20 protein-coding genes are annotated in these 20451 nt (G+C 62.9%); 4 read left to right on the forward strand and 16 right to left on the reverse strand.

Annotated elements, in window-relative coordinates; genetic code table 11:
• Positions 1–45 precede the first annotated feature (45 nt).
• Positions 46–369, reverse strand: a complete 324-nt coding sequence (locus tag BW992_RS18020; protein WP_072399011.1) for a protealysin inhibitor emfourin — start codon at positions 367–369, stop codon at positions 46–48.
• Positions 369–1430, reverse strand: coding sequence for a M4 family metallopeptidase (locus tag BW992_RS18025; RefSeq protein WP_076406857.1), 1062 nt, complete (start codon positions 1428–1430; stop codon positions 369–371). The genes BW992_RS18020 and BW992_RS18025 overlap by 1 nt, the downstream gene beginning before the upstream one ends.
• A 154-nt stretch (positions 1431–1584) precedes the next feature.
• On the opposite strand from BW992_RS18025, the gene BW992_RS18030 reads away from it, so the two are divergent.
• A complete protein-coding gene (locus BW992_RS18030; RefSeq protein ID WP_072399009.1) occupies positions 1585–1926 on the forward strand; it encodes an FKBP-type peptidyl-prolyl cis-trans isomerase in 342 nt (113 codons plus the stop codon).
• Between the two features lie 20 nt (positions 1927–1946).
• Here the strand turns inward: BW992_RS18030 and BW992_RS18035 are convergent, their stop codons facing one another.
• Entirely contained in the window at positions 1947–3074 is a 1128-nt protein-coding gene (locus tag BW992_RS18035) for a cytochrome P450 (protein WP_076406858.1), read from the reverse strand.
• Between the two features lie 82 nt (positions 3075–3156).
• Here BW992_RS18035 and BW992_RS18040 point away from each other — a divergent pair, with 82 nt between their 5' ends.
• Complete coding sequence (locus BW992_RS18040) at positions 3157–3906, forward strand: ArsR/SmtB family transcription factor (protein WP_076406859.1); 750 nt, start codon at positions 3157–3159, stop codon at positions 3904–3906.
• A 92-nt stretch (positions 3907–3998) separates the two neighbouring features.
• Here BW992_RS18040 and BW992_RS18045 read toward each other — a convergent pair whose 3' ends face one another.
• The 5 genes from BW992_RS18045 to BW992_RS18065 all read right to left on the reverse strand — a co-directional run bounded on the left by BW992_RS18045 (position 3999) and on the right by BW992_RS18065 (position 10292).
• Positions 3999–5018: a branched-chain amino acid aminotransferase gene (locus BW992_RS18045; RefSeq protein WP_072399006.1), complete on the reverse strand. Its 1020-nt coding sequence runs from the start codon at positions 5016–5018 to the stop codon at positions 3999–4001.
• 306 nt (positions 5019–5324) lie between these two features.
• Entirely contained in the window at positions 5325–6710 is a 1386-nt protein-coding gene (gene lpdA, locus BW992_RS18050; RefSeq protein ID WP_072432309.1) for a dihydrolipoyl dehydrogenase, read from the reverse strand.
• 11 nt (positions 6711–6721) lie between these two features.
• A complete protein-coding gene (locus BW992_RS18055) occupies positions 6722–7996 on the reverse strand; it encodes a dihydrolipoamide acetyltransferase family protein (protein WP_076406860.1) in 1275 nt (424 codons plus the stop codon).
• Positions 7997–9055 carry an alpha-ketoacid dehydrogenase subunit beta gene (locus BW992_RS18060; RefSeq protein WP_072399004.1) on the reverse strand — a complete coding sequence of 353 codons (1059 nt, stop codon included), beginning with the start codon at positions 9053–9055 and terminating at the stop codon, positions 7997–7999.
• A 1-nt stretch (position 9056) separates the two neighbouring features.
• A complete protein-coding gene (locus BW992_RS18065) occupies positions 9057–10292 on the reverse strand; it encodes a 3-methyl-2-oxobutanoate dehydrogenase (2-methylpropanoyl-transferring) subunit alpha (RefSeq protein ID WP_072399003.1) in 1236 nt (411 codons plus the stop codon).
• 191 nt (positions 10293–10483) lie between these two features.
• Here BW992_RS18065 and bkdR point away from each other — a divergent pair, with 191 nt between their 5' ends.
• Positions 10484–10972 carry a Bkd operon transcriptional regulator BkdR gene (bkdR, locus tag BW992_RS18070; protein ID WP_053157366.1) on the forward strand — a complete coding sequence of 163 codons (489 nt, stop codon included), beginning with the start codon at positions 10484–10486 and terminating at the stop codon, positions 10970–10972.
• A 102-nt stretch (positions 10973–11074) separates the two neighbouring features.
• On the opposite strand, the gene BW992_RS18075 is transcribed toward bkdR, so the two are convergent.
• Positions 11075–11938, reverse strand: coding sequence for an MBL fold metallo-hydrolase (locus tag BW992_RS18075; RefSeq protein WP_072399002.1), 864 nt, complete (start codon positions 11936–11938; stop codon positions 11075–11077).
• 137 nt (positions 11939–12075) lie between these two features.
• Between BW992_RS18075 and BW992_RS18080 the strand changes: the two genes are divergently transcribed.
• A complete protein-coding gene (locus BW992_RS18080; RefSeq protein ID WP_072399001.1) occupies positions 12076–12876 on the forward strand; it encodes a sulfite exporter TauE/SafE family protein in 801 nt (266 codons plus the stop codon).
• A 41-nt stretch (positions 12877–12917) separates the two neighbouring features.
• Here the strand turns inward: BW992_RS18080 and BW992_RS18085 are convergent, their stop codons facing one another.
• The 7 genes from BW992_RS18085 to BW992_RS18115 all read right to left on the reverse strand — a co-directional run bounded on the left by BW992_RS18085 (position 12918) and on the right by BW992_RS18115 (position 20100).
• Positions 12918–13787 carry an aldose 1-epimerase gene (locus BW992_RS18085; protein WP_072399000.1) on the reverse strand — a complete coding sequence of 290 codons (870 nt, stop codon included), beginning with the start codon at positions 13785–13787 and terminating at the stop codon, positions 12918–12920.
• A 212-nt stretch (positions 13788–13999) separates the two neighbouring features.
• Entirely contained in the window at positions 14000–15280 is a 1281-nt protein-coding gene (locus BW992_RS18090; RefSeq protein WP_072398999.1) for a TRAP transporter large permease, read from the reverse strand.
• Positions 15280–15807, reverse strand: coding sequence for a TRAP transporter small permease (locus BW992_RS18095; RefSeq protein ID WP_072398998.1), 528 nt, complete (start codon positions 15805–15807; stop codon positions 15280–15282). Before BW992_RS18095 ends, BW992_RS18090 begins: the two co-directional genes overlap by 1 nt.
• A gap of 75 nt (positions 15808–15882) precedes the next feature.
• A complete protein-coding gene (locus tag BW992_RS18100) occupies positions 15883–16851 on the reverse strand; it encodes a TRAP transporter substrate-binding protein (RefSeq protein ID WP_072398997.1) in 969 nt (322 codons plus the stop codon).
• A 56-nt stretch (positions 16852–16907) separates the two neighbouring features.
• Positions 16908–17813 (reverse strand): SMP-30/gluconolactonase/LRE family protein, encoded by a 906-nt coding sequence (locus tag BW992_RS18105; protein WP_072398996.1) that lies wholly within the window; start codon positions 17811–17813, stop codon positions 16908–16910.
• Between the two features lie 45 nt (positions 17814–17858).
• A complete protein-coding gene (locus BW992_RS18110; protein ID WP_072398995.1) occupies positions 17859–18680 on the reverse strand; it encodes an NAD-dependent epimerase/dehydratase family protein in 822 nt (273 codons plus the stop codon).
• Positions 18681–18870: 190 nt separating this feature from the next.
• Positions 18871–20100, reverse strand: coding sequence for an OprD family porin (locus BW992_RS18115; protein ID WP_207956537.1), 1230 nt, complete (start codon positions 20098–20100; stop codon positions 18871–18873).
• Positions 20101–20451 lie beyond the last annotated feature (351 nt).

Raw genomic sequence — 20451 nt, forward strand, 5'->3', positions numbered from 1 at the left:
TGTACGAAGAGTGCCCTGGGCAACTCTTCGTACAACCCCGGGTCCTCAGATGACTTCGCCCTTGTCCCACAACTGGATCAATTCGCCGGGTGCCCGGTCCTCGGGCACCTGCAGCACCATTTCGTCTTCCTGGTCGTTGGTGCGGTAGCGCACCTCGATCTGGAAGAAACGCTGGTCGCCGCGCCCGGGCGTGGAAGAGGTCAGCGGCAGGCAGCCCTCCAGGACCGAGCAGATGCGCGTTCGCTGGTCGAGGTCGCATTGGGCGAACTCGATCTCCCGGGGCCGGGTCAGGGCATGGATGGCCGCCACGCCGCCCTGGCGTGACAGCCGCACCACGGCCTTGTCGTCGAGGTCTGGAAGGTTCTTCATCAGCTCTCCTCAGTCAGGTCGACGCCCACCTGGGCCCAGCCATCCTGCACCGCTTGCACTTCCCGCTCGCCAAACCGCTGGCGGGCGTGCTCGACGGTCAGGCGGGCGAAAGCACTGAAGGACGCGTCGTTGGCCAGTTTTCGGTCGCACAAGGTGTCATACCAGATTCGGCCGGCCTTTTCCCAGGCAAATCCGCCCAGCGCGGTGGCCACCAGATAAAAGGCGCGGTTGGGAATGCCGGAATTGATGTGCACGCCGCCATTGTCCTCGCGGGTGATGACGAACTGACGCATATGCGCCGGCTGCGGGTCCTTGCCCAGCAACGGATCGTCGTAGGCCGTGCCGGGGTTGGACATGCTGCGCAGGCCGTCGCCGTTGATCCTGTCGGTGAGCAGGTCGGCGCCGATGAGCCAGTCTGCCTGGTCGGCGGTCTGTTCGAGCACGAACTGCTTGACCAGCACGCCGAACACGTCGGAGACGGATTCGTTCAGGGCGCCGGACTGGTTGGCATAGATCAGGCCCGCTTCGCTTTCGGTGACGCCGTGGGCCAGCTCGTGGGCCACCACATCGAGGGAGCGGGTGAAGCGTTGGAAGATTTCCCCGTCGCCGTCGCCGAACACCATCTGCGCGCCGTTCCAGAAGGCGTTTTCGTAGCCCTGGCCGTAATGCACGGTGCCCACCAGGGCGAAGCCCTTGTTGTCGATGGAGTCACGGCCCAGGACTTTCCAGAAGAAATCGTAGGTGGCGCCCAGGGCATCGTAGGCTTCGTCCACGGCCGGGTCGCCGCCGGCCGGTTGGCCTTCGAGGCGCACGGGCTGTCCGGGCAGTTCCATGCTGTTCTGTGCGTCGTGCACGCTGCGCTGAGGATGGCCGGGCTTGCCCGGCCTTGCCAGTGCGGCAGCGACGGGTGGGGTGTGGGGCGGGCCGGGATTGTGCCGCAGGCTGCGCACATGGGTCAGGGTGCCCAGGGCGCTGGAGCGCTGCTGTTCGGAGCCGTGGGCGATGATGCGGTTGAGGATATAGGGCGGAATGAAGCCATGAAGAGGGCGAGAGTCGATCATCAGAACATCCTTATCTGAAATGCAGGGTCGATACCCATGTGAACCAGGGCGGCCGCTGCGGTTCCCTCCCGCAGCGAAGCCGCTGGCCATAAAAGTTTGCCAGGCACGTGGATTTCTGCGAAAAACCGCGCCTCGAACCCAACGGAAAATGGCCATGAGCGAAGAATTGCAAATCATCGACCTGGAGCAGGGCGACGGTAAAAGCGTAGTCAAAGGGGCGCTGATCACCACTCAATACCGCGGCACGCTGGAAGACGGCACCGAATTCGATTCGTCCTACAGCCGTGGCAAACCCTTCCAGTGCGTCATTGGCACCGGTCGTGTCATCAAGGGCTGGGACCAGGGCTTGATGGGCATGAAGGTCGGTGGCAAGCGCAAGCTGCTGGTGCCGGCCCACCTGGCCTATGGCGAGCGGTCCATGGGTGCCCACATCAAGCCCAACAGCAACCTCATCTTTGAAATCGAACTGCTGGAAGTACTGACCCGCGACGATTGAACGCCTTTTGGGGGCGCCTTTCACGGGCGGTCGCTGAACACTGGGATGCGACCGTTGACCGAAGGGCGGTAGCGCCAGTCCAGCCGGTCCGGCTGGGGGGCTCGCTCGAGGATCGTCGCCAGGGAGGCCGCGGCGATATCCATCGCCAGGGTTTGCCCCGGGCATTCATGGCGCCCGGCACCGAAGCTGAAGCTGCGGCGATTGAGGCGGTCCGTCAGCAAGAGGTCCGGCTGTGGGTTGAGGGCCGGATCGCGATTGGCCGAGGCGAGCAACACCACGATCGCCTCCCCCGGTTCCAGGGACACGCCGAGGATGTCGCAGCGGGCGACAACGAAGCGACGGGTGTTCTGTACGGGAGGGTCGAAGCGCTGGACTTCGGCCAGTAACGGGCCGATTAGCGTCGGCTCCTCCCTGATCCTGTGCAGCAACGCCGGATCGCGTATCAGCGCCAGCAGGGCATTGCCGATCAGGCCGGCGGTGGCTTCGTGGGTTTGTGCGAGCAGCCCGATCAGGTTGGCGACCAGGTCGTTCGGCGCGACGCCTGCGAAGCCTTGGCAGATGCCTGTGAGCCAGGCGCTGGCCGAATCGTTGGCCTCGATTCGCTTGCGAAACAGAACCTGCAATTGACCGGTGGCGCGGTGCGCGGCGTGCAGTTGCGCAGCGTCGCTCAGGGGCGACAAGCACGCGACGAAATCCCTCGTCAGTGCACTGAGCAGTCGGCTGTCCGCCGGGCTGAAGCCCAACAGCGCCGCCACCACGGCGACCGGTCCGATGAACTGTGCGTGATGCAGGCCCGCGGCCCCATCCTCGATAAAACCGGCCCTGACCCATGCCCTGACCTGCTGTCGATCGATGTCCTGCAAACCCGGGGCGATGGCCGACCTGGGGCAGCGCTGGCGTTCGCCTTCGTTCATGCGCATCAGGTGCCCGAATACCTGGCCGGCGGGCCTGCCGGCGATGGCCTTTGGCACAGGTTCCTGGGGCGGGCGAACATGGCAATCGGCGTGACGCAGCACGGCGCATACGGCTTCGGCGCTGCTGGCGATCCACGACTGCACCTGCTGATCGAAGGTCAGCCCGCCTTTGGCGCGCAGGCTTGCGTAATAAGGATAGGGGTCGGGATGAGTCGCGGCGGTGATGGGGTCCATGAAGCGCTGCCTCGTTGAGGATGAAGAAAGAGTTGCTACTATCTCCAGTCGATGCATGGCTTGATTCGTCCAGGAGCGAAATATGAATGCGCAGCACCACGATCTCGGTGTTTCCCAGGTGGCGGCGGCGATTGCCGAACCGGCACGCACCCGCATGCTCTGTTCGTTGATGGACGGTCACGCCCGGACCAGCACGGAGCTGGCGAGCATTGCCGAGGTCAGTGCTTCCACCGCCAGCGCCCATCTGGCGAAACTCAAGGAGCTGGCCCTGGTGCGCTTGCATGTCCAGGGGCGTCATCGCTACTACAGCCTTGCGGACAAACGCGTGGCCCAGGCCCTTGAAGCGCTGATGGTGATCGGTCAGAACGCCGCGCCGGCCTTCGTCCCACGAACCCCGGACCGCCTGCAATTCGCCCGTACCTGCTACGACCACATGGCTGGCACGTTGGCGGTGCGGCTGCATGACCGCATGCTCGAAGCCGGATGGCTGGTGGACGTGGAAGGGCAGGCTTATCGGCTGAGCGAGTCGGGTGAAGCGTTGTTCCAGGCGCTGGGCATCGATGCCCAGGCCCTTGCCACCCAGCGACGGCGATTCGCCTGCCCTTGCCTGGACTGGAGCATGCGTAGGCCTCACCTGGGAGGTGCCTTGGGGGCGGCGTTGTTGCAAATGGCGCTCAAGCGCCAGTGGCTGAGCCAGGATCTGGACAGCCGGGCGTTGGGGTTGACCGCCATTGGGCGCAAGGAGATGGCGAGGCGGTTCGGTATCAATGCGCACCTGGAGGTGGGTGAGAGCAGCGAGAACAGGCTCGCCCCTACGCTGGGTCTGCGCTGATCGACAGGCAATGAAAAGCCCACTCGTGCTGATGCAGGAGTGGGCTTTGAGGAGTCGCTTACACAGCCTGGTGCGTTACCGATGGCCTGGGATCAGACCTTGACGATCCAGCCTGCCGGCGCTTCGATGTCGCCGGTCTGCACGCCGGTCAGCTCTTTGTAGAGCTTCTGAGTGATCGGACCGACCTCGGTTTCGCTGTGGAAGACGTGCAGCTTGTCCTTGTAGCTGATGCCGCCGATCGGAGTGATCACCGCTGCGGTACCGCAGGCACCGGCCTCCTTGAAGTCCGAGAGCTTGTCGATGAACACGTCGCCTTCGACCACTTCCAGGCCCAGGCGCGATTTGGCCAGCTCGATCAGCGACAGACGGGTGATTCCCGGCAGCACGGACGGCGAGTTGGGGGTGACGAACTTGTTGTCGTGGGTGATACCGAAGAAGTTGGCCGAGCCGACTTCTTCGATTTTGGAGTGGGTCAGCGGGTCCAGGTAGATGCAGTCGGCGAAGCTCGCCTTCTTGGCCTGCGAGCCGGGCATCAGGCTGGCCGCGTAGTTGCCACCGACCTTGGCCGCGCCGGTGCCTTGTGGCGCGGCACGGTCGAAGCTGGAGATGAGGAAGTTGTGTGGCGTCAGGCCGCCCTTGAAATAGGCGCCCACCGGAATGCAGAAGACCGAGAAGATGAACTCGGGCGCGGTACGCACGCCGATATTGTCACCCACGCCGATCACGAAGGGACGCAGGTACAGCGCGCCACCGGTGCCGTAGGGCGGGATGAAGCGCTCGTTGGCGCGGACCACCTGCTTGCAGGCTTCGATGAACTGCTCGGTGTCCACGTGGGGCATCAGCAGGCGGGCGCAACTGCGCTGCATGCGGGCGGCGTTCTGGTCAGGACGGAACAGGTTGATCGAGCCGTCCTTGCAGCGGTAGGCCTTCAGGCCCTCGAAGCATTGCTGACCGTAGTGCAGGGCGGTGGAGCCCTCGCTGATGTGCAGCACATTGTCGTCGGTCAGGGTGCCGGCGTCCCAGGCGCCATTGCGCCAGTGCGACAGGTAGCGTTTGTCGGTCTTGATGTAGTCAAAGCCCAGTTTGTCCCAATTGATGCTCTCGTTACCCATGACACCCTCTATATCTTGACGACCGTCGAAACGGTTAAAGGCTTCTGACGTTTTTTGGATGGGCACAACAATACTTCATTCCGGGGCTGTTTCGCAGCCCGTAACACCAATCCCCGGGGTGAAAACCTGTCCCCGGATTAAACAAAACCCTGTGGCGAAGGGATTAATCTCCGCTCAGGTGCGAAGCAGCCCTAAATCCAACAAGCCGGTGTGTCGGGCACACCGATATCGCTGTCTTGGGACTGCTTAGCAGTCCAGCGAGGGTAAATCCCCTCGCCACAAGCTCATTGACCTGCAACTGATCGGCTACAGATGCAACGCATGCCCCAACGCCCGCAGCGCGGCTTCCTGCACCGCTTCGCCCAGGGTCGGATGGGCGTGGATGGTGCCGGCGATATCTTCCAGTCGTGCGCCCATTTCAAGGGACTGGCCGAATGCGGTGGACAGCTCCGAGACGCCGACGCCCACCGCCTGCCAGCCGACGACCAGGTGGTTGTCCCGCCGAGCCACGACCCGGACAAAGCCGCTTTTCGATTCCAGGGTCATGGCCCGGCCGTTGGCGGCGAACGGGAAGCTCGACACCAGGCAGTCCAGGCCGTCGGCCTTGGCTTCGTCCGGGGTCTTGCCCACGACCACCACTTCCGGATCGGTGAAGCACACCGCGGGAATGGCTGCCGGATTGAACTCCCGAGCCTTGCCGGCGATGAGTTCGGCAACCATTTCGCCCTGGGCCATGGCCCGGTGGGCAAGCATCGGTTCGCCGCTCAGGTCGCCGATGGCCCAGACGTTGCGCATGCTGGTCTGGCAGCGGTGGTCGACTTTCACGGCGGCGCCGTTCATCGTCAGGTTCAACGCTTCGAGGTTCCAGCCTTGGGTGTTGGGTTTGCGTCCGACCGCCACCAGCACCCGGTCCGTCTGCAGGTCCAGCGTGCCGCCTTCGGGGTCGCGCACTTGCAGGGCGCTGGCCTGGGCATCGAAACCTTCGACGCTGTGCTTGAGGTACAGCTTCACGCCCAGCTGCTTGAGCGCTTCGTGCACCGGTTGGGTCAGTTCCCCGTCATAGGCGGGCAGGATCCGCTCCCGGGCTTCAACGACGCTGACCTCGGCGCCCAGCTTGCGGTAGGCGATGCCCAGTTCCAGGCCGATGTAACCGCCTCCGACCACGACCAGGTGCCGGGGTATCGAGGTCGGTGCAAGGGCTTCGGTGGAGGAGACGATCGGCCCGCCAATGGGCAGCATCGGCAGGTCGACGCTTTTCGAGCCGGTGGCCAGCACCAGGTGTTCGCACTGGATACGGGTGTCGCCGACTTCGACGGTCTTGCCATCGACCACTTTCGCCCAGCCATGGATGACCTGGACCTTGTGTTTCTTCAGCAATGCCGCGACGCCGGTGGTCAGGCGGTCGACGATGCCGTCCTTCCATTCCACGCTCTTGCCGATGTCCAGGGAGGGCGGCGATACGCTGATGCCCAGGGCCGATCCCTGGCTGTGGTGACATGTCTGGTGGAACTGCTCGGCGACATGGATCAACGCCTTGGACGGAATGCAGCCGATGTTCAGGCAGGTTCCGCCCAACGCCTGGCCTTCCACCAGGATGGTCGGGATGCCCAACTGGCCGGCGCGGATGGCCGTCACGTAGCCGCCGGGACCGCCGCCGATGATCAGCAGCGTGGTGTTCAGAGTCTGTTGCATGCCTGCTCCCATTATTGATCCACGAACAGCGTTGCCGGTTGTTCGAGCAGGCCACGCAAGGCCTGGATGAATTGCGCCGCGTCCATGCCATCGACCACCCGGTGGTCGAAGGAGCTGGAGAGGTTCATCATCTTGCGGATCACGATCTGGCCCTTGATCACTACGGGCCGCTCGACGATTTTGTTGACGCCGACGATTGCCACTTCCGGCAGGTTCAGCACCGGGGTGCTGACGATCCCGCCGAGGGCTCCGAGGCTGGTCAGGGTGATGGTGGAACCGGACAACTCATCGCGGCTGGCCTTGCCGTTGCGGGCGGCCGTGGCCAGGCGCGCGATTTCCGTCGCGCTGTCCCACAGGCTGCGGGATTCGGCATGGCGCATCACCGGTACCATCAGGCCCACGTCGCTCTGGGTGGCGACCCCTACATGCACCGCACCGAAGCGCTGGATGACCTGGGCTTCGTCATCGTAGCGGGCGTTCATCTGCGGGAAATCCCGCAGGGCCACCACCAGGGCCCGCACCAGGAACGGCAGCAGGGTCAGCTTGCCGCGGCTGGCGCCGTGTTTTTCGTTCAGGTGGATGCGCAACTCTTCCAGGGCGGTGACGTCGATTTCCTCGACATAGCTGAAATGCGCGGCGCGCTGGGTTGCTTCCTGCATGCGCTGGGCGATCTTGCGGCGCATGCCGATCACCGGGATCTGCTGTTCGTCGTGGCGTTCGGCGTAGCTCGAACCGCCCTTGGCCGGGGGTGTCGAGCCCTGGGCCAGGTAGGCTTCCAGGTCTTCGTGCAGGATACGCCCGGCGGGGCCGCTGCCCTGCACCAGGCGCAACTGGATACCCAGGTCCAGGGCATGTTTGCGCACGGCCGGAGACGCCAGCGGCCGTTCGGCGGGCTCACGGGCCACAGGGGCCTGGGGCGCCGGGCGCGGTGCTGCGGCAAGTTTTTCCAGCGACGGTTCAGGTGCCGCCACCGGGGCAGGTTTCGCCGCCTGGGGCTGTGCCGGCGCAGCGACTGGCGCTGCCGACTCCTTGAGGTTGCCAGCGCCTTCCACTTCGATGCGGATCAGCTCGCTGCCCACCGCCATCACTTCACCCGGTTCACCGCCCAGGGCGATGACCCGGCCATGGACGGGCGAGGGGATGTCCACCATGGCCTTGTCCGTCATGACATCGGCCAGCACCTGGTCTTCGACCACCATGTCGCCGACCTTGACGTGCCACACCGACAATTCCACTTCCGCGATGCCTTCGCCGATGTCCGGCATCTTGATAACGTGCGTGCCCATTCAGACCTCCATGACCCGTTTCAATGCCGCGCCCACTCGGGACGGCCCTGGGAAATACGCCCACTCCTGCGCATGGGGATAGGGGGTGTCCCAGCCGGTGACGCGCTCGATGGGCGCTTCCAGGGAGTGGAAGCAGTGTTCCTGGACCAACGACACCAGCTCGGCGCCGAAGCCGCAGGTGCGGGTGGCTTCATGGACGATTACGCAGCGTCCGGTCTTTTTCACGGACTTGACGATGGTCTCCAGATCCAGCGGCCAGAGGCTGCGCAGGTCGATGACTTCGGCATCGATGCCGGTCTCTTCGGCCGCCACTTGGGAAACGTAGACCGTGGTGCCGTAGGTGAGCACAGTCACGTCCTTGCCCGGACGGGTGATGGCGGCCACGTCCAGCGGCACGGTGTAGTAACCGTCCGGAACCTGGGCCGAGGGGTGTTTCGACCACGGGGTTACCGGGCGGTCGTGGTGGCCGTCGAACGGACCGTTATACAGGCGCTTGGGTTCGAGGAAGATCACCGGGTCATCGTTTTCGATGGAGGCGATCAGCAGGCCCTTGGCGTCGTAGGGGTTGGACGGCATCACGGTGCGCAGGCCGCAGACCTGGGTGAACATCGCCTCGATGCTCTGGCTGTGGGTCTGGCCGCCGTAGATGCCGCCGCCGCAGGGCATGCGCAGGGTCATGGGCGCAGTGAACTCACCCGCCGAGCGATAGCGCAGGCGCGCCGCCTCGGAAATGATCTGGTCCGAGGCCGGGTAGACGTAGTCGGCGAACTGGATCTCGGCCACCGGCCGCAGCCCGTAGGCGCCCATGCCCACCGCCACGCCGACGATACCGCTTTCGGAAATCGGCGCATCGAACACCCGGGAGGTGCCGTACTTGCTCTGCAGGCCTTCGGTGCAGCGGAACACGCCGCCGAAGTAACCCACGTCCTGGCCGAACACCACGACGTTGTCGTCGCGTTCGAGCATCACGTCCATGGCCGAGCGCAGGGCCTGGATCATGGTCATGGTGGTAGTGGTCATGGCGGTGTCCAACGCAATATTGTTGTTGTGATCGTTCATGTCAGATCCCCAACTGCTGACGCTGGCGCTTCAAGTGCTCCGGCATCTCTTTGTAGACGTCCTCGAACATGGTGGCAGCGCTTGGAATCTGCCCGCCGGCAAGGGTGCCGTACTGCTCGGCTTCCTTCTGCGCGGCGATCACTTCGGCTTCCAGTTCGGCGGTAACCGCCGCATGTTCCTCTTCGGACCACTGGCCGATCTTCACCATGTGCTGCTTGAGGCGGGCAATCGGATCGCCCAGCGGGAAGTGGCTCCAGTCGTCGGCGGGGCGGTACTTGGAGGGATCGTCGGAAGTGGAGTGCGGGCCGGCGCGGTAGGTGACCCATTCGATCAGCGCCGGGCCGAGGTTGCGCCGGGCGCGTTCGGCGGCCCAGCGGGAGGCGGCATAGACAGCCATGAAATCGTTGCCATCGACCCGCAGCGAGGCGATGCCGCAGCCGACGCCGCGTCCGGCGAATGTGGTGGCTTCACCCCCGGCGATGGCCTGGAAAGTGGAAATCGCCCACTGGTTGTTCACCACGTTGAGGATCACCGGGGCCCGATAGACATGGGCGAAGGTGAGGGCGGTATGAAAGTCCGACTCGGCGGTGGCGCCGTCGCCGATCCAGGCCGATGCGATCTTGGTATCGCCCTTGATCGCCGAGGCCATGCCCCAGCCCACGCCCTGGATGAACTGGGTGGCGAGGTTACCGGAAATGGTGAAGAAACCGGCGTCCTTGACCGAGTACATGATCGGCAGCTGCCGGCCCTTGAGCGGATCGCGCTCGTTGGACAGCAACTGGCAGATCAGGTCCACCAGAGGGACCTCCCGGGCCATCAGGATGCTTTGCTGGCGGTAGGTGGGGAAGCACATGTCGTCGATGTTCAGCGCCAGGGCCTGGGCACTGCCGATGGCTTCCTCGCCGAGGCTCTGCATGTAGAACGACATTTTTTTCTGGCGCTGGGCGACCACCATGCGGTTGTCGTAGATCCGCGTCTTGAGCATGGCACGCATGCCCTTGCGCAGGATCTCGAGGGGGATGTCTTCGGCCCATGGACCGTGGGCATTGCCCTGGTCGTCGAGTACGCGGATCAGGCTGCGGGCCAGGTCGGCGGTATCGGAGGGCTCAACGTCGATGGACGGTTTGCGCACCGTGCCGGCATCGCTCAGGTGCAGGTAGGAGAAGTCGGTCTTGCAGCCGGGACGGCCCGTGGGTTCGGGGACGTGCAGGCGTAGCGGTTCATACGCTGGGTTCATGGCTTTCTACGCTCGATCTTGTGAATTTCTTGTAGTGGGCGCGCTAGCTGACAGCTCTCCTGGATAAGGAAAATTGTCCTACAACAATCATAGGCTCGACGCAGAAGAATATTTTTCTCTGTTGGCTTGCTGTTCAGGTTATTTGCAGATAAAAAATCTGCACAACGATAAAAATCAGGAATATCTGTCTCATGCGTAAACTGGATCGCACCGACATCGGCATCCTGAACAGCCTTCAGGAAAACGCCCGTATCACCAACGCCGACCTGGCCCGTTCGGTCAACCTTTCACCGACGCCGTGCTTCAATCGGGTCCGGGCCATGGAGGAGCTGGGGGTCATCCGCGAGCAGGTCACGCTGCTGGATGCCGACCTGCTGGGCCTGCATGTCAACGTGTTCATCCATGTCAGTCTGGAGAAGCAGGTGGAGGAGGCGTTGCAGCATTTCGAGGAGGCCATTTCCGACCGGCCCGAGGTGATGGAATGCTACCTGATGGCGGGCGACCCGGATTACCTCATCCGCGTACTGGTGCCGACGATCCAGGCCCTGGAGCGGTTCATGATGGACTTCCTGACGAAGGTCCCGGGGGTGGCGAATATCCGCTCCAGTTTTGCCCTCAAGCAGGTGCGCTACAAGACGGCGCTGCCGTTGCCGGCCAATGGCTTGACCTTGGGAACCTGAAAGTCGAAGGATCGCTGCCTTCGGCAGTTCCTGCTGGGGAGGTTTTGCTTGTCTGATGGATCATTGTTGCTGACCCACTGCCATCGCGTTCAGTACAAGCTTCTAAAGCTGATTGAGCGGAATCTTCAGGTACGTCACGCCATTGTCCTCGGCCGGCGGCAGGTTGCCGGCCCGCACGTTCACCTGGATCGCCGGCAATAGCAGCGTCGGCATGCCCAGCGTTGCATCCCGCTGGGTACGCATGGCGACGAACGTGGCCTCGTCGATGCCGTCGTGGACGTGAATATTGTGCTGGCGCTGCTCACCCACGGTGCTCATGCAGTGCGGTTCGCGGGTGTCCGGAGGGTAGTCGTGGCATACGTACAGCCGCACGCTGGCGGGGAAGGCCAGCAGTTTGCGAATCGAGGCATAGAGGTGGTGGGCGTTGCCTCCGGGAAAGTCGCAACGGGCGGTGCCCACGTCCGGCATGAACAGCGTGTCGCCCACCAGGATCGCATCGCCGTCGATCAGGTAGGCCATGTCCGCCGGCGTATGGCCGGGCACGTGCAGGGCCGTGGCCTTGAGATTGCCAATGAAAAACCCTTCGTCGGCGGCGAACAGGTGATCGAACTGGGAGCCGTCGACGGCAAACTGCGGTTCAAGGTTGAACAGCTTCTTGAAGACCTGCTGGACCTCGCCGATGGCCTGGCCGATGGCGATCTTCCCTCCCAGCACCTTGCGCAGGTAAGGCGCGGCGGACAAGTGATCGGCGTGGGCGTGGGTCTCCAGCAGCCATTGCACCGTCAACCGGTGTTCGCGCACGAAAGCGATCACCCGCTCGGCCTGAACGGTGCCGCTGCGGCCCGAGGCCGGGTCATAGTCCAGCACCGGGTCCACCACCGCGCATTGCCCTCCCTCGTGTTCATAGACGACGTAGGTATAGGTCTTCGAGGCGGGGTCGAGAAAGCTCTGGATCTGCGCGGGCATGACAGCGAACCTGTACGGGAAGAAGCGGTTGCAACGCTTGAGGTTTACAACATATGGTCCGCAGCTTAGTGAGGGCCGAGGCGTCCTGCAAATGCGATCGCACCTGACAACAGGTGTGCGTGGCTTGAGAGAGTTTTATGGTTCTGGCAGGTTTTTCTGGCGTGATCATGGGGGTGATCCTCGGACTGACGGGGGCCGGTGGTGGCATCCTGGCGGTGCCGGCACTGGTGCTCGGGTTGGGCTGGAGCATGACCCAGGCCGCGCCGGTGGCGTTGCTGGCGGTGGGCAGCGCGGCGGCGGTGGGGGCCATCGACGGGCTGCGCCATGGCCTGGTGCGTTACCGGGCGGCGATGCTGATCGCCTTGCTTGGCGCGGTGTTTTCGCCGCTGGGGATCCATATGGCCCACCGGCTGCCGGAAAAAGTCCTGATGATCCTGTTCGGCCTGCTGATGGTGCTGGTGGCTGCGCGCATGTTGCGTGGAGAAACCGCGCAACCGGGGCCCAGCGATCACGGCGCGGCCAGTTGGGGCCAGAAGAACTGCATGCTCGATCGCCAGACCGGGCGCCTGGCCTGGACGCCTCGCTGCACCGTTACGCTGTCGGCTTTGGGGGCGGTGACGGGCCTGGTATCGGGGTTGCTGGGCGTGGGCGGTGGTTTCCTGATCGTACCGGCGTTCAAGCAACTGACCGACGTGCAGATGCGCGGCATCGTCGCGACGTCCTTGATGGTCATCAGCCTGATTTCACTGATTGGCGTGGTGGGGGCGTTTCATGCCGGGGTGAGCATCGACCGGGTCGGCGCGGTGTTCATCGCGGCAAGCATCGTCGGGATGATGCTGGGGCGGCGCCTGGCGGCGAGGGTCCCGGCCCGGGTGCTGCAGGTGGGGTTCGCCGGGGTTTGCCTGGGGGTGGCGGTGTTCATGTGGGTACGGGCGTAGCGGTCACGCACCAGATCCTCGGCCCCAATCGGGGAATGGGGTTATAGCAACCTGCACTGCATCGAGAACTGCATCGCCATCGATTGCCCCTGCTCCAGCAGGCGCAACCCGGGACGTCCGGGCAGGTGATGGGCGTTGACCGGATGGCTGACCGGTTCGAAGCAAAAGAAGTCCAGGCCCACCGGGCAGTAGAGCAGGAAGTAATCGCTGCCGCTGGCCCGGCACTCCAGCGTGTAGCCCAGGTCTGGCTGCTGGATCAGGCAATGCCCGTCCCAGCCACCGAAGCCATTGTCCACCAGGGTGTCCGGCAGCAAGCGGGCCTCGCCAAAATCCCAGTGTGCGGGGAGGTCGATCAGTTCCGTCGGCAGTTTCGTGGCGTCGCACAGCCAGGCTTGGGTTGCGCGGGTTTTCAGGCGGGTGGCGGCGGTGCGCGGGAAGTACGGGTGCAGGCCCAGTCCATGCCACGCCGGCTGTTTCGCTGTGTGGGTGACCAGCATCGCGATCTGCAACTGGCCGCCGTTCAGGCCGATGCGCAGACTGGCCCGGTAACCGAACGGATGTCGGGAGTCGAGTTGCAGCAGGGCTTCGTGGGCGCTGTGTTCGATCACCTGCCACGGTTGCTGCCAAGCACTGCCATGGATCGGAAACGGGTCGTTGGGGCTGTTGGCATCCAGGGCGAGCCAGCCGCCGGGGCAATCGAAGCCGCCCTTGGCGATCCGGTTCGACCAGGGGATCAGTGGGAAGCCCCCCAGTTTGCCTGGCAGGCCATTTTCCAGCGCCTGGGGCGCGGGAGGGCGCAGCAGGGGCGCACCGGTGCCACGCACGGTCCACTCAACGAGACTGGCACCCAGATGTGGGGCCAGGATGAGGCGGGTCAGTTCGTCTTCGAGATGGAGAAGGGGGGGCGTCATGGTGGTTGTCTGCCAAAGAGGAAAGGCTGTTATGCAGAGAATTGGATGTCTGTATGTGAACCCCGATTTTGGCGAAGGATTTATCCCCGCTGGGCTGCAAAGCAGCCCCGGAACCAGCAGCCCCGATCTGTCTGGCACCGGGATCTGAGCTTCAGTGCTGCGTTGCAGCCCAACGGGGAACCCTCCTTGCCACGAGAGGGATTTGTCGTTTGTTACAACACCAGTTTCGGCAGCCACAGGGAAATGGCAGGGATGTAGGTCACGGCCAGCAGGACCAGGAACAGCATGCCGTAGAACGGCAGCAGGGCCTTGACGGTGCTTTCGATGCTGACCTTGCCGATGGCGGATCCGACGAACAGCACCGCGCCCACAGGTGGCGTGATCAGGCCGATCCCCAGGTTCACCAGCATGATCATGCCGAACTGGACAGGGTCCACGCCGATGCCCACGATCACCGGCATCAGGATGGGTGTCAGGATCAGGATCAGCGGCGCCATGTCCATCACGGTGCCTAGCAGCAGCAACATCACGTTGATGCACATCAGGATCACGTAGCGGTTGTCCGACAGGGTCAGGAACGCGGTGGTGATCTTCGCCGGGATTTCCATCAGGGTCATGATGTAGCCGAAGCTGGCGGCGAAGCCGATCAGGATCATCACGATGGAGATGGTGCGTACCGTGCGGTGCATCAGTTTCGGCAGCTCGCTCCATTTGTAGTCGCGATAGATGCACATGGTCACGAAGAACGCCCACACCACGGCAATGGCGGCCGATTCTGTGGCGGTGAAGACGCCCGAGAGGATGCCGCCAAGGATGATGAACAGGGTCATCATGCCCCACATGGCTTCCTTGCAGATCTTCAGTGCTTGCTTGAGCGGAATCACTTCGCCCTTGGGGTAATTGCGCTTTTTCGCAAAAACCAGGCACAGAGCCATCAGGCAAAGGTTCATCAGGATGCCGGGGACGATGCCGGCCATGAACAGCGAACCGATGGAGACGGTGCCGCCAGCGGCGAGGGAATACAGCACCGCGTTGTGGCTGGGCGGTGTCAGCAGCGCTTGTACCGAACCACTGACGGTGACGGCGGTGGCGTAATCACGCGGATAGCCCCGGCGTGTCATTTCCGGTATCAGCACGGAGCCGACGGAGGCGGTGTCGGCCACCGAGGATCCGGAGATTGCACCGAAGAAGCTCGAAGCGACGAGGTTGACCAGGGACAGGCCTCCGCGTACGAACCCCACCAGCACACTGGCGAACGCCACCAACCGGCGGGACATGCCGCCCTCGGCCATGATGGCGCCGGCCAGCACGAAAAACGGAATGGCCAGCAACGAGAACTTGTTCACCCCGCCCGCGACCTGGATCATCATGGCCTGGAATGGAATATCGATCCACCACGCCCCGATCAGAGCGGCAGCGCCCAATGCGTAGGCGACCGGCATGCCGATCAGGATCAACAACAAAAAACTGCCCAGCAGGATCAGAGCGTCCATTAAACGGCACCTTCGCTTTCTTCAACCAGGTCGAACTGCACGACCCGACGCTGGCTTTGATCACCCAGCAAGAGTTTTTCCAGGACAAAAATCAGGGTCAGGAAACCTCCAATCGGAATCGGCATGTAGGTAATGCCGACGCGCAGGGTGGGTATGGCACTCATGAACTGATTCCAGGTGGTCATGCACAGCTTGGTGCCCCAGATGGTCATGAAAATGCAGACTGCGGCCATCAATAACTGGGTGAAGACCGACGCCACCGTGCGCCAGTGCGATGGCAAGCGGCTGGTGACCATGTCCACGGCCATGTGCGAGCCAGAGCGGTAGCTGGCGGCCGCACCGATGAAGGTGAACACGATCATCAGCAAGATCGCGGTGGGCTCCGGCCAGCTGGAACCTGAGCCCAACACATAACGGGCAAACACACCCCAGGGAATCATTAGTGCAACGGCCAGCACAGACAGGCCGGCCACCCAGATGCAAGTCATGTAAATCGTGTCGTTGATACGCAGCAGCAAATTCTTCATCGGGTTCCACCGTAACCGGGCGCGCCGTCAACCGCAGGCGCGCGCGGCCTTTTCAGGAGTACAGATCGAAAGGTCTTACTGGACAGCTTCGATACGCTTGATCAGGTCGGCATACGGCGCGCCGTATTTGGCGCGGATCGGCGCGGTGGCGTCATAGAAGGGCTTTTTGTCCACGGTGATGAACTCGACGCCGGCGGCCTTGAGTTTTTCTTCACTGGCGGCGGACTTCTGGTCCCACAGCTTGCGCTCCTCGGCCTGAGCAGCCTTGGCGGCTTTTTTCACCATGTCTTGCTGTTCCGGCGTGAGCTTGTTCCAAGTGATCTTCGACATCACGATAGGCTCGGGCAGGATCAGGTGGCCGGTCAGGCTGTAGTACTTGGCGTTCTGGTAGTGGTTGTGCTCGAGCATGGTCGGCGGGTTGTTTTCCGCCCCGTCGATCACGCCGGTCTGCAAGGCGCTGAAGATCTCACCGGTGTCCATGGCGATGCCGTTGGCGCCCATGGCATTGAACGTCTCGATGAACATCGGATTGCCCTGGACGCGGATCTTCATGCCCTTGAGGTCTTCGAGCTTGCGCACCGGCTTCTTGGTGTAGAGGTTGCGCGTGCCGCCGTCCATCCAGGCCAGGGCCACCAGACCGAACTCGGAGTTGGTGATCCGGTCGAGGATCGCATCGCCGACATCGCCGTCGATGACGGCGCGCATGTGGGCCTGGTCGCGGAAAATGAACGGCATGTTGAAGACGTTCACATCCGGCACCACGGGACCGACGATGCCGAGGCTGACTCGGGACATCTGGATCGCGCCGGCCTGCATCTGTTCGATGACTTCTTTCTCCGAACCCAGCACGCCGCCCGGGAAGTACTTGAACTTCAGTTCGCCATTACTTTCCTTTTCCAGGGTTTTACCCATGGATTCCTCGGCCACCACGGTCGGGTAACCCTTGGGATGGATGTCGGCGATCTTGAGTTCAAGGGCATGCGCCGCCTGGGCCAGGAAGGCCAGGGGCAGGGCCGCGATCAGAAGCGTGCGTTTGAAATTCATGGTCAGTCTCCAGTGTTGTTGTTTTTATGGCTCATCCAGTAAAGCGGTGCAGCAAGTCAGTTCGCGGCGTGTTTCAACCCTCCGAATGCGGGTTCGGCCAGGCCCTTGACGCCAGGGTTCAACGCGAACACACCCCCGGCGAGGGATTGGGGATCGCTGTCGTCGCCAGGACGGATCGAGGTGACGAAGAGGGTGTCGAGGCGGCTGCCGCCGAAGGCGCACATGGTCGGTTTCTTGACCGGCACTTCCAGCGAGCGGTCGAGGCGCCCATCCGGGGTGAAACGATGGATCAGGCCGGCATCGTTGGCGCAGATCCAATAGCAACCCTCGGCGTCCACTGCCGCGCCGTCCGGGCGACCGGCCAAGGGCATCATGTCGACGAACAGGCGCCGGTTGGTAGGCGTGCCGCTGTCGATGTCGTAGTCGAAGGCCCAGATCTGCTGGATCAGCGGATGCGAGTCTGAGAGATACATCGTGCGCCCGTCCGGGCTGAAGCCCAGGCCGTTGGGTACGATGAAACCGCTCAGTTGCGCCTCGACCGGGCTGCGTTGCCCGGCTTCAAAGCGGTACATCCTGCCTTCGGCGACGTTGGCGCCCATGTTCAGCACCATGCTGCCGGCCCAGAAGCGACCCTGGCGGTCGCAGCGGCCATCGTTGAGGCGCATGTCGGGGCGGCTGTGTTCGACGTTGGCGCACAACTCGCTGTCCAGCGTGTCGTCGTCATTGGGGTGCAGGCGAAAGAAGCCGCTTTCCATGCCGGCCACCCAGCCGCCGTCCTGGTGGCGGGCGATACAGGCAAGCATTTCCGGAGTGTTCCAGCCCTTGAGCTGGCCAGTCCCGGCGTTCCAGCACTGCAGGCCGCCGCTGGGGATGTCCACCCAGTACAGGGCGTTTTCCTCGGGGACCCAGACCGGGCTTTCCCCGACGGCGTTGCGTGCATCGACAATCAATTCGGCTTGCATGGTGATTCCCTTGTGGCGTTCGTATCCCATGGAAAAACAGACGAATCAGTCATCGAACGGGCCGGCCGCCACGAAGGCGCCGCCCTGATAGATCCTGGCCGGATCGTCGGCGGCCGGCATGGGTTGCGCCTCGACCTTGGCCCGGAAGATTTCAGAGCTGTCCTTGGGTTGATAACCCAGGTGTGCGGCGTGGCTGTTGTCCCACCAGACATCACGGTTGGCGGACATGCCATACACCACGGTATGGCGTACGCTCGGGGTGTAGAGCGAGCATTCGATCAGTTGGGTCAGGTCGTCGTAGCTCAGCCAGGTGCTCAGCATCCGGCGATTCTGCGGCTCCGGGAACGACGAGCCGATGCGGATGCTCACGGTCTCGATGCCGTAGCGATCGAAGTAGAAACTGGCCATGTCTTCGCCGTAGGACTTGGACAGGCCGTAGTAGCCATCCGGGCGGCGAGGGGAGAGGGCGTCGAGGGGCTCGTCCTGCTTGTAGAAACCGATGACATGGTTGGAGCTGGCGAAGATGACTCGCTTGACGCCGTGCTTGCGGGCCGCTTCGTAGATATGGAACACGCCGCTGATGTTGGCGCCAAGGATTTCTTCAAAGGGGCGCTCGACCGATACGCCGCCGAAATGCAGGATGGCGTCGACGCCTTCCACCAGTCGGTGCACTGCCTGCTTATCGGACAGGTCGCAGAGCACCACTTCTTCGCTTTCGTCGATGGCCGGCGCCATGTTGGCGATATCCGACAGGCGAATATGCCGCGCGAAAGGCTTGAGGCGCTCGCGCAGCACTTTGCCCAGGCCGCCGGCGGCACCGGTGAGCAACAGGCGATTGAAGGGATGGCGAATGGTTGTCGTAGTCATGAAGTTACCTGAGCAAACAGTGAGAGGTATCAGTTGTTATAAGTTGTCGTACGACCGAGGGCGAATATCCTTATCCTTGCGCTACCTTGTCAACGTCTGATCGACGAATCGCTCTAAACCGGCCTCCTTGCCACGCGTTACGCCAGCGTCATGACCGCTATGTGACAGGTCATGACGCCAGCTCCTTTGCTCAGAGAAGCGAAATCGGGTAGCTGATGAAAATGCGGTTCTCATCGAACTCGTTGGTGCTGAAGTCCCGACGCAGCGACGAGTTGCGCCATTTCACGTTGAGGTTCTTCAGCGCGCCGCTCTGTACGGTATAGGCCAGCTCGCTTTCGCGACCCCATTCCTTGCCATCGTCCACCGTGGCGGTGTGCACGTTGTCGCCGCTGATGTAGCGGTTCATCAGGGTCAGGCCCGGCACGCCGACGGCGGCGAAGTTGAAGTCGTGGCGCACTTGCCAGGACTTTTCCTTGGCGTTGTCGTAGCTGGAGTTGTAGCTGTCGTTGGCCAGGGTACCGCCGCTGGTGCCGTTGACCCGCATCCAGGCATCGTCGCCGCCGACTTTCTGCAGGCCGACATAGAAGGTGTTGCCGCCATATTTGGCCGAGAGCATGGCGAAGGCGGTCTTGTTGTCCAGGTCACCGGCCAGGGCGCTGCCGTTTTCCTTGCCGATGAAATAGCCGAGGTTGGCGCCCAGGGTCCAGTCGCCCATGGGCTGGCTGTGGGTCAGGTTGAAATATTGCTGCTGGTAGATGTCGGACAGTTCCGCGTACCACACGCCCACCTGGGTGCGTTTTTCGTTGAAGGCGTATTCGCCGCCGCCGAAGTTGAAGCGGTCGGAGGTGGCGGCGGGGCGGCCGTTCATGAACATGTCTTCCATGCTCGCATCGTTGCGCGGGCTGTTGCCGCGGAACTGGCCGCCATAGAGGCTCAGGCCGGCGATCTCGGTGGAAGTGACCTGGCCGCCGCGGAAGGTCTGCGGCAGGGAGCGACCGTCGTCGGAACGCAGGATCGGCAGCACCGGCATCCATTCGCCGACCTTCAGCTCGGTCTTGGAGACCTTGGCCTTGAGCGCGACGCCCAGGCGGCCGAAGTCATCGGCGGGGCGACCGTCGTCGTGCACCGGCAGCAACTGCGTTCCTGCCGTGCCACGGCCACCATCGAGCTTGACCGAGTACAGGCCCAGCACGTCCACGCCGAACCCCACCGTGCCCTGGGTGAAACCGGACTTGGCGTCGAGGATGAAACTCTGGGTCCATTCCTCGGCCTTGCCCTGGGCATTGTTCGGGTTGGTGAAGTTGCGGTTGAAGTAAGCGTTGCGCAGGTTCAGCGTGGCCTTGGCATCCTCGACGAAGCCTTCGGCCTGGGCGACGGTGGGCAGCAAGGCTGCCAGACTGCTGCAGCCGAGCAGGGTCAGGGCATGGCTGGTGCTGGAAAGGGTATGGCGAGAAGGACGGCTGGGGGAAAAACGGACACGTGTGCTCACAGTAACGCTCCCTACTTTTTTGTTGTTTTTATTTTTGTCATACGTCGTCGTACAACATGACGAGATTATTTGTGGCCGCCGACTCCTTGTCAACTGGCCATTATTTGATTTCTACCAGTGGATGCACCTTGTGAATGGGGCTCTCGTCAAGGGCAGAGCGAGTGACAGCCGTGACGATAAGGACATCGTGCGTGGCGAAAGGGGCGATGGTTGCGTTTACGGTTGTGCGATGACTGGTCTAAGACATTAGTCGAAGGCCGGCATCTTGATGATTTGCCTGGC

The organism is Pseudomonas sp. 7SR1 (genome assembly GCF_900156465.1).
Lineage (GTDB): Bacteria > Pseudomonadota > Gammaproteobacteria > Pseudomonadales > Pseudomonadaceae > Aquipseudomonas.

Bases quoted from the DNA above. Each gene is read 5' to 3' on its own strand.
- BW992_RS18105 (WP_072398996.1), bottom strand. From the start codon at position 17,813: ATGCAAGCCGAATTGATTGTCGATGCACGCAACGCCGTCGGGGAAAGC.
- BW992_RS18095 (WP_072398998.1), bottom strand. From the start codon at position 15,807: ATGAAGAATTTGCTGCTGCGTATCAACGACACGATTTACATGACTTGC.
- BW992_RS18040 (WP_076406859.1), top strand. From the start codon at position 3,157: ATGAATGCGCAGCACCACGATCTCGGTGTTTCCCAGGTGGCGGCGGCG.
- bkdR (WP_053157366.1), top strand. From the start codon at position 10,484: ATGCGTAAACTGGATCGCACCGACATCGGCATCCTGAACAGCCTTCAG.
- BW992_RS18090 (WP_072398999.1), bottom strand. From the start codon at position 15,280: ATGGACGCTCTGATCCTGCTGGGCAGTTTTTTGTTGTTGATCCTGATC.
- BW992_RS18085 (WP_072399000.1), bottom strand. From the start codon at position 13,787: ATGACGCCCCCCCTTCTCCATCTCGAAGACGAACTGACCCGCCTCATC.
- BW992_RS18035 (WP_076406858.1), bottom strand. From the start codon at position 3,074: ATGGACCCCATCACCGCCGCGACTCATCCCGACCCCTATCCTTATTAC.
- BW992_RS18060 (WP_072399004.1), bottom strand. From the start codon at position 9,055: ATGAACGATCACAACAACAATATTGCGTTGGACACCGCCATGACCACT.
- BW992_RS18065 (WP_072399003.1), bottom strand. From the start codon at position 10,292: ATGAACCCAGCGTATGAACCGCTACGCCTGCACGTCCCCGAACCCACG.
- BW992_RS18110 (WP_072398995.1), bottom strand. From the start codon at position 18,680: ATGACTACGACAACCATTCGCCATCCCTTCAATCGCCTGTTGCTCACC.
- BW992_RS18080 (WP_072399001.1), top strand. From the start codon at position 12,076: ATGGTTCTGGCAGGTTTTTCTGGCGTGATCATGGGGGTGATCCTCGGA.
- BW992_RS18075 (WP_072399002.1), bottom strand. From the start codon at position 11,938: ATGCCCGCGCAGATCCAGAGCTTTCTCGACCCCGCCTCGAAGACCTAT.
- BW992_RS18025 (WP_076406857.1), bottom strand. From the start codon at position 1,430: ATGATCGACTCTCGCCCTCTTCATGGCTTCATTCCGCCCTATATCCTC.
- lpdA (WP_072432309.1), bottom strand. From the start codon at position 6,710: ATGCAACAGACTCTGAACACCACGCTGCTGATCATCGGCGGCGGTCCC.
- BW992_RS18020 (WP_072399011.1), bottom strand. From the start codon at position 369: ATGAAGAACCTTCCAGACCTCGACGACAAGGCCGTGGTGCGGCTGTCA.
- BW992_RS18030 (WP_072399009.1), top strand. From the start codon at position 1,585: ATGAGCGAAGAATTGCAAATCATCGACCTGGAGCAGGGCGACGGTAAA.
- BW992_RS18055 (WP_076406860.1), bottom strand. From the start codon at position 7,996: ATGGGCACGCACGTTATCAAGATGCCGGACATCGGCGAAGGCATCGCG.
- BW992_RS18045 (WP_072399006.1), bottom strand. From the start codon at position 5,018: ATGGGTAACGAGAGCATCAATTGGGACAAACTGGGCTTTGACTACATC.
- BW992_RS18100 (WP_072398997.1), bottom strand. From the start codon at position 16,851: ATGAATTTCAAACGCACGCTTCTGATCGCGGCCCTGCCCCTGGCCTTC.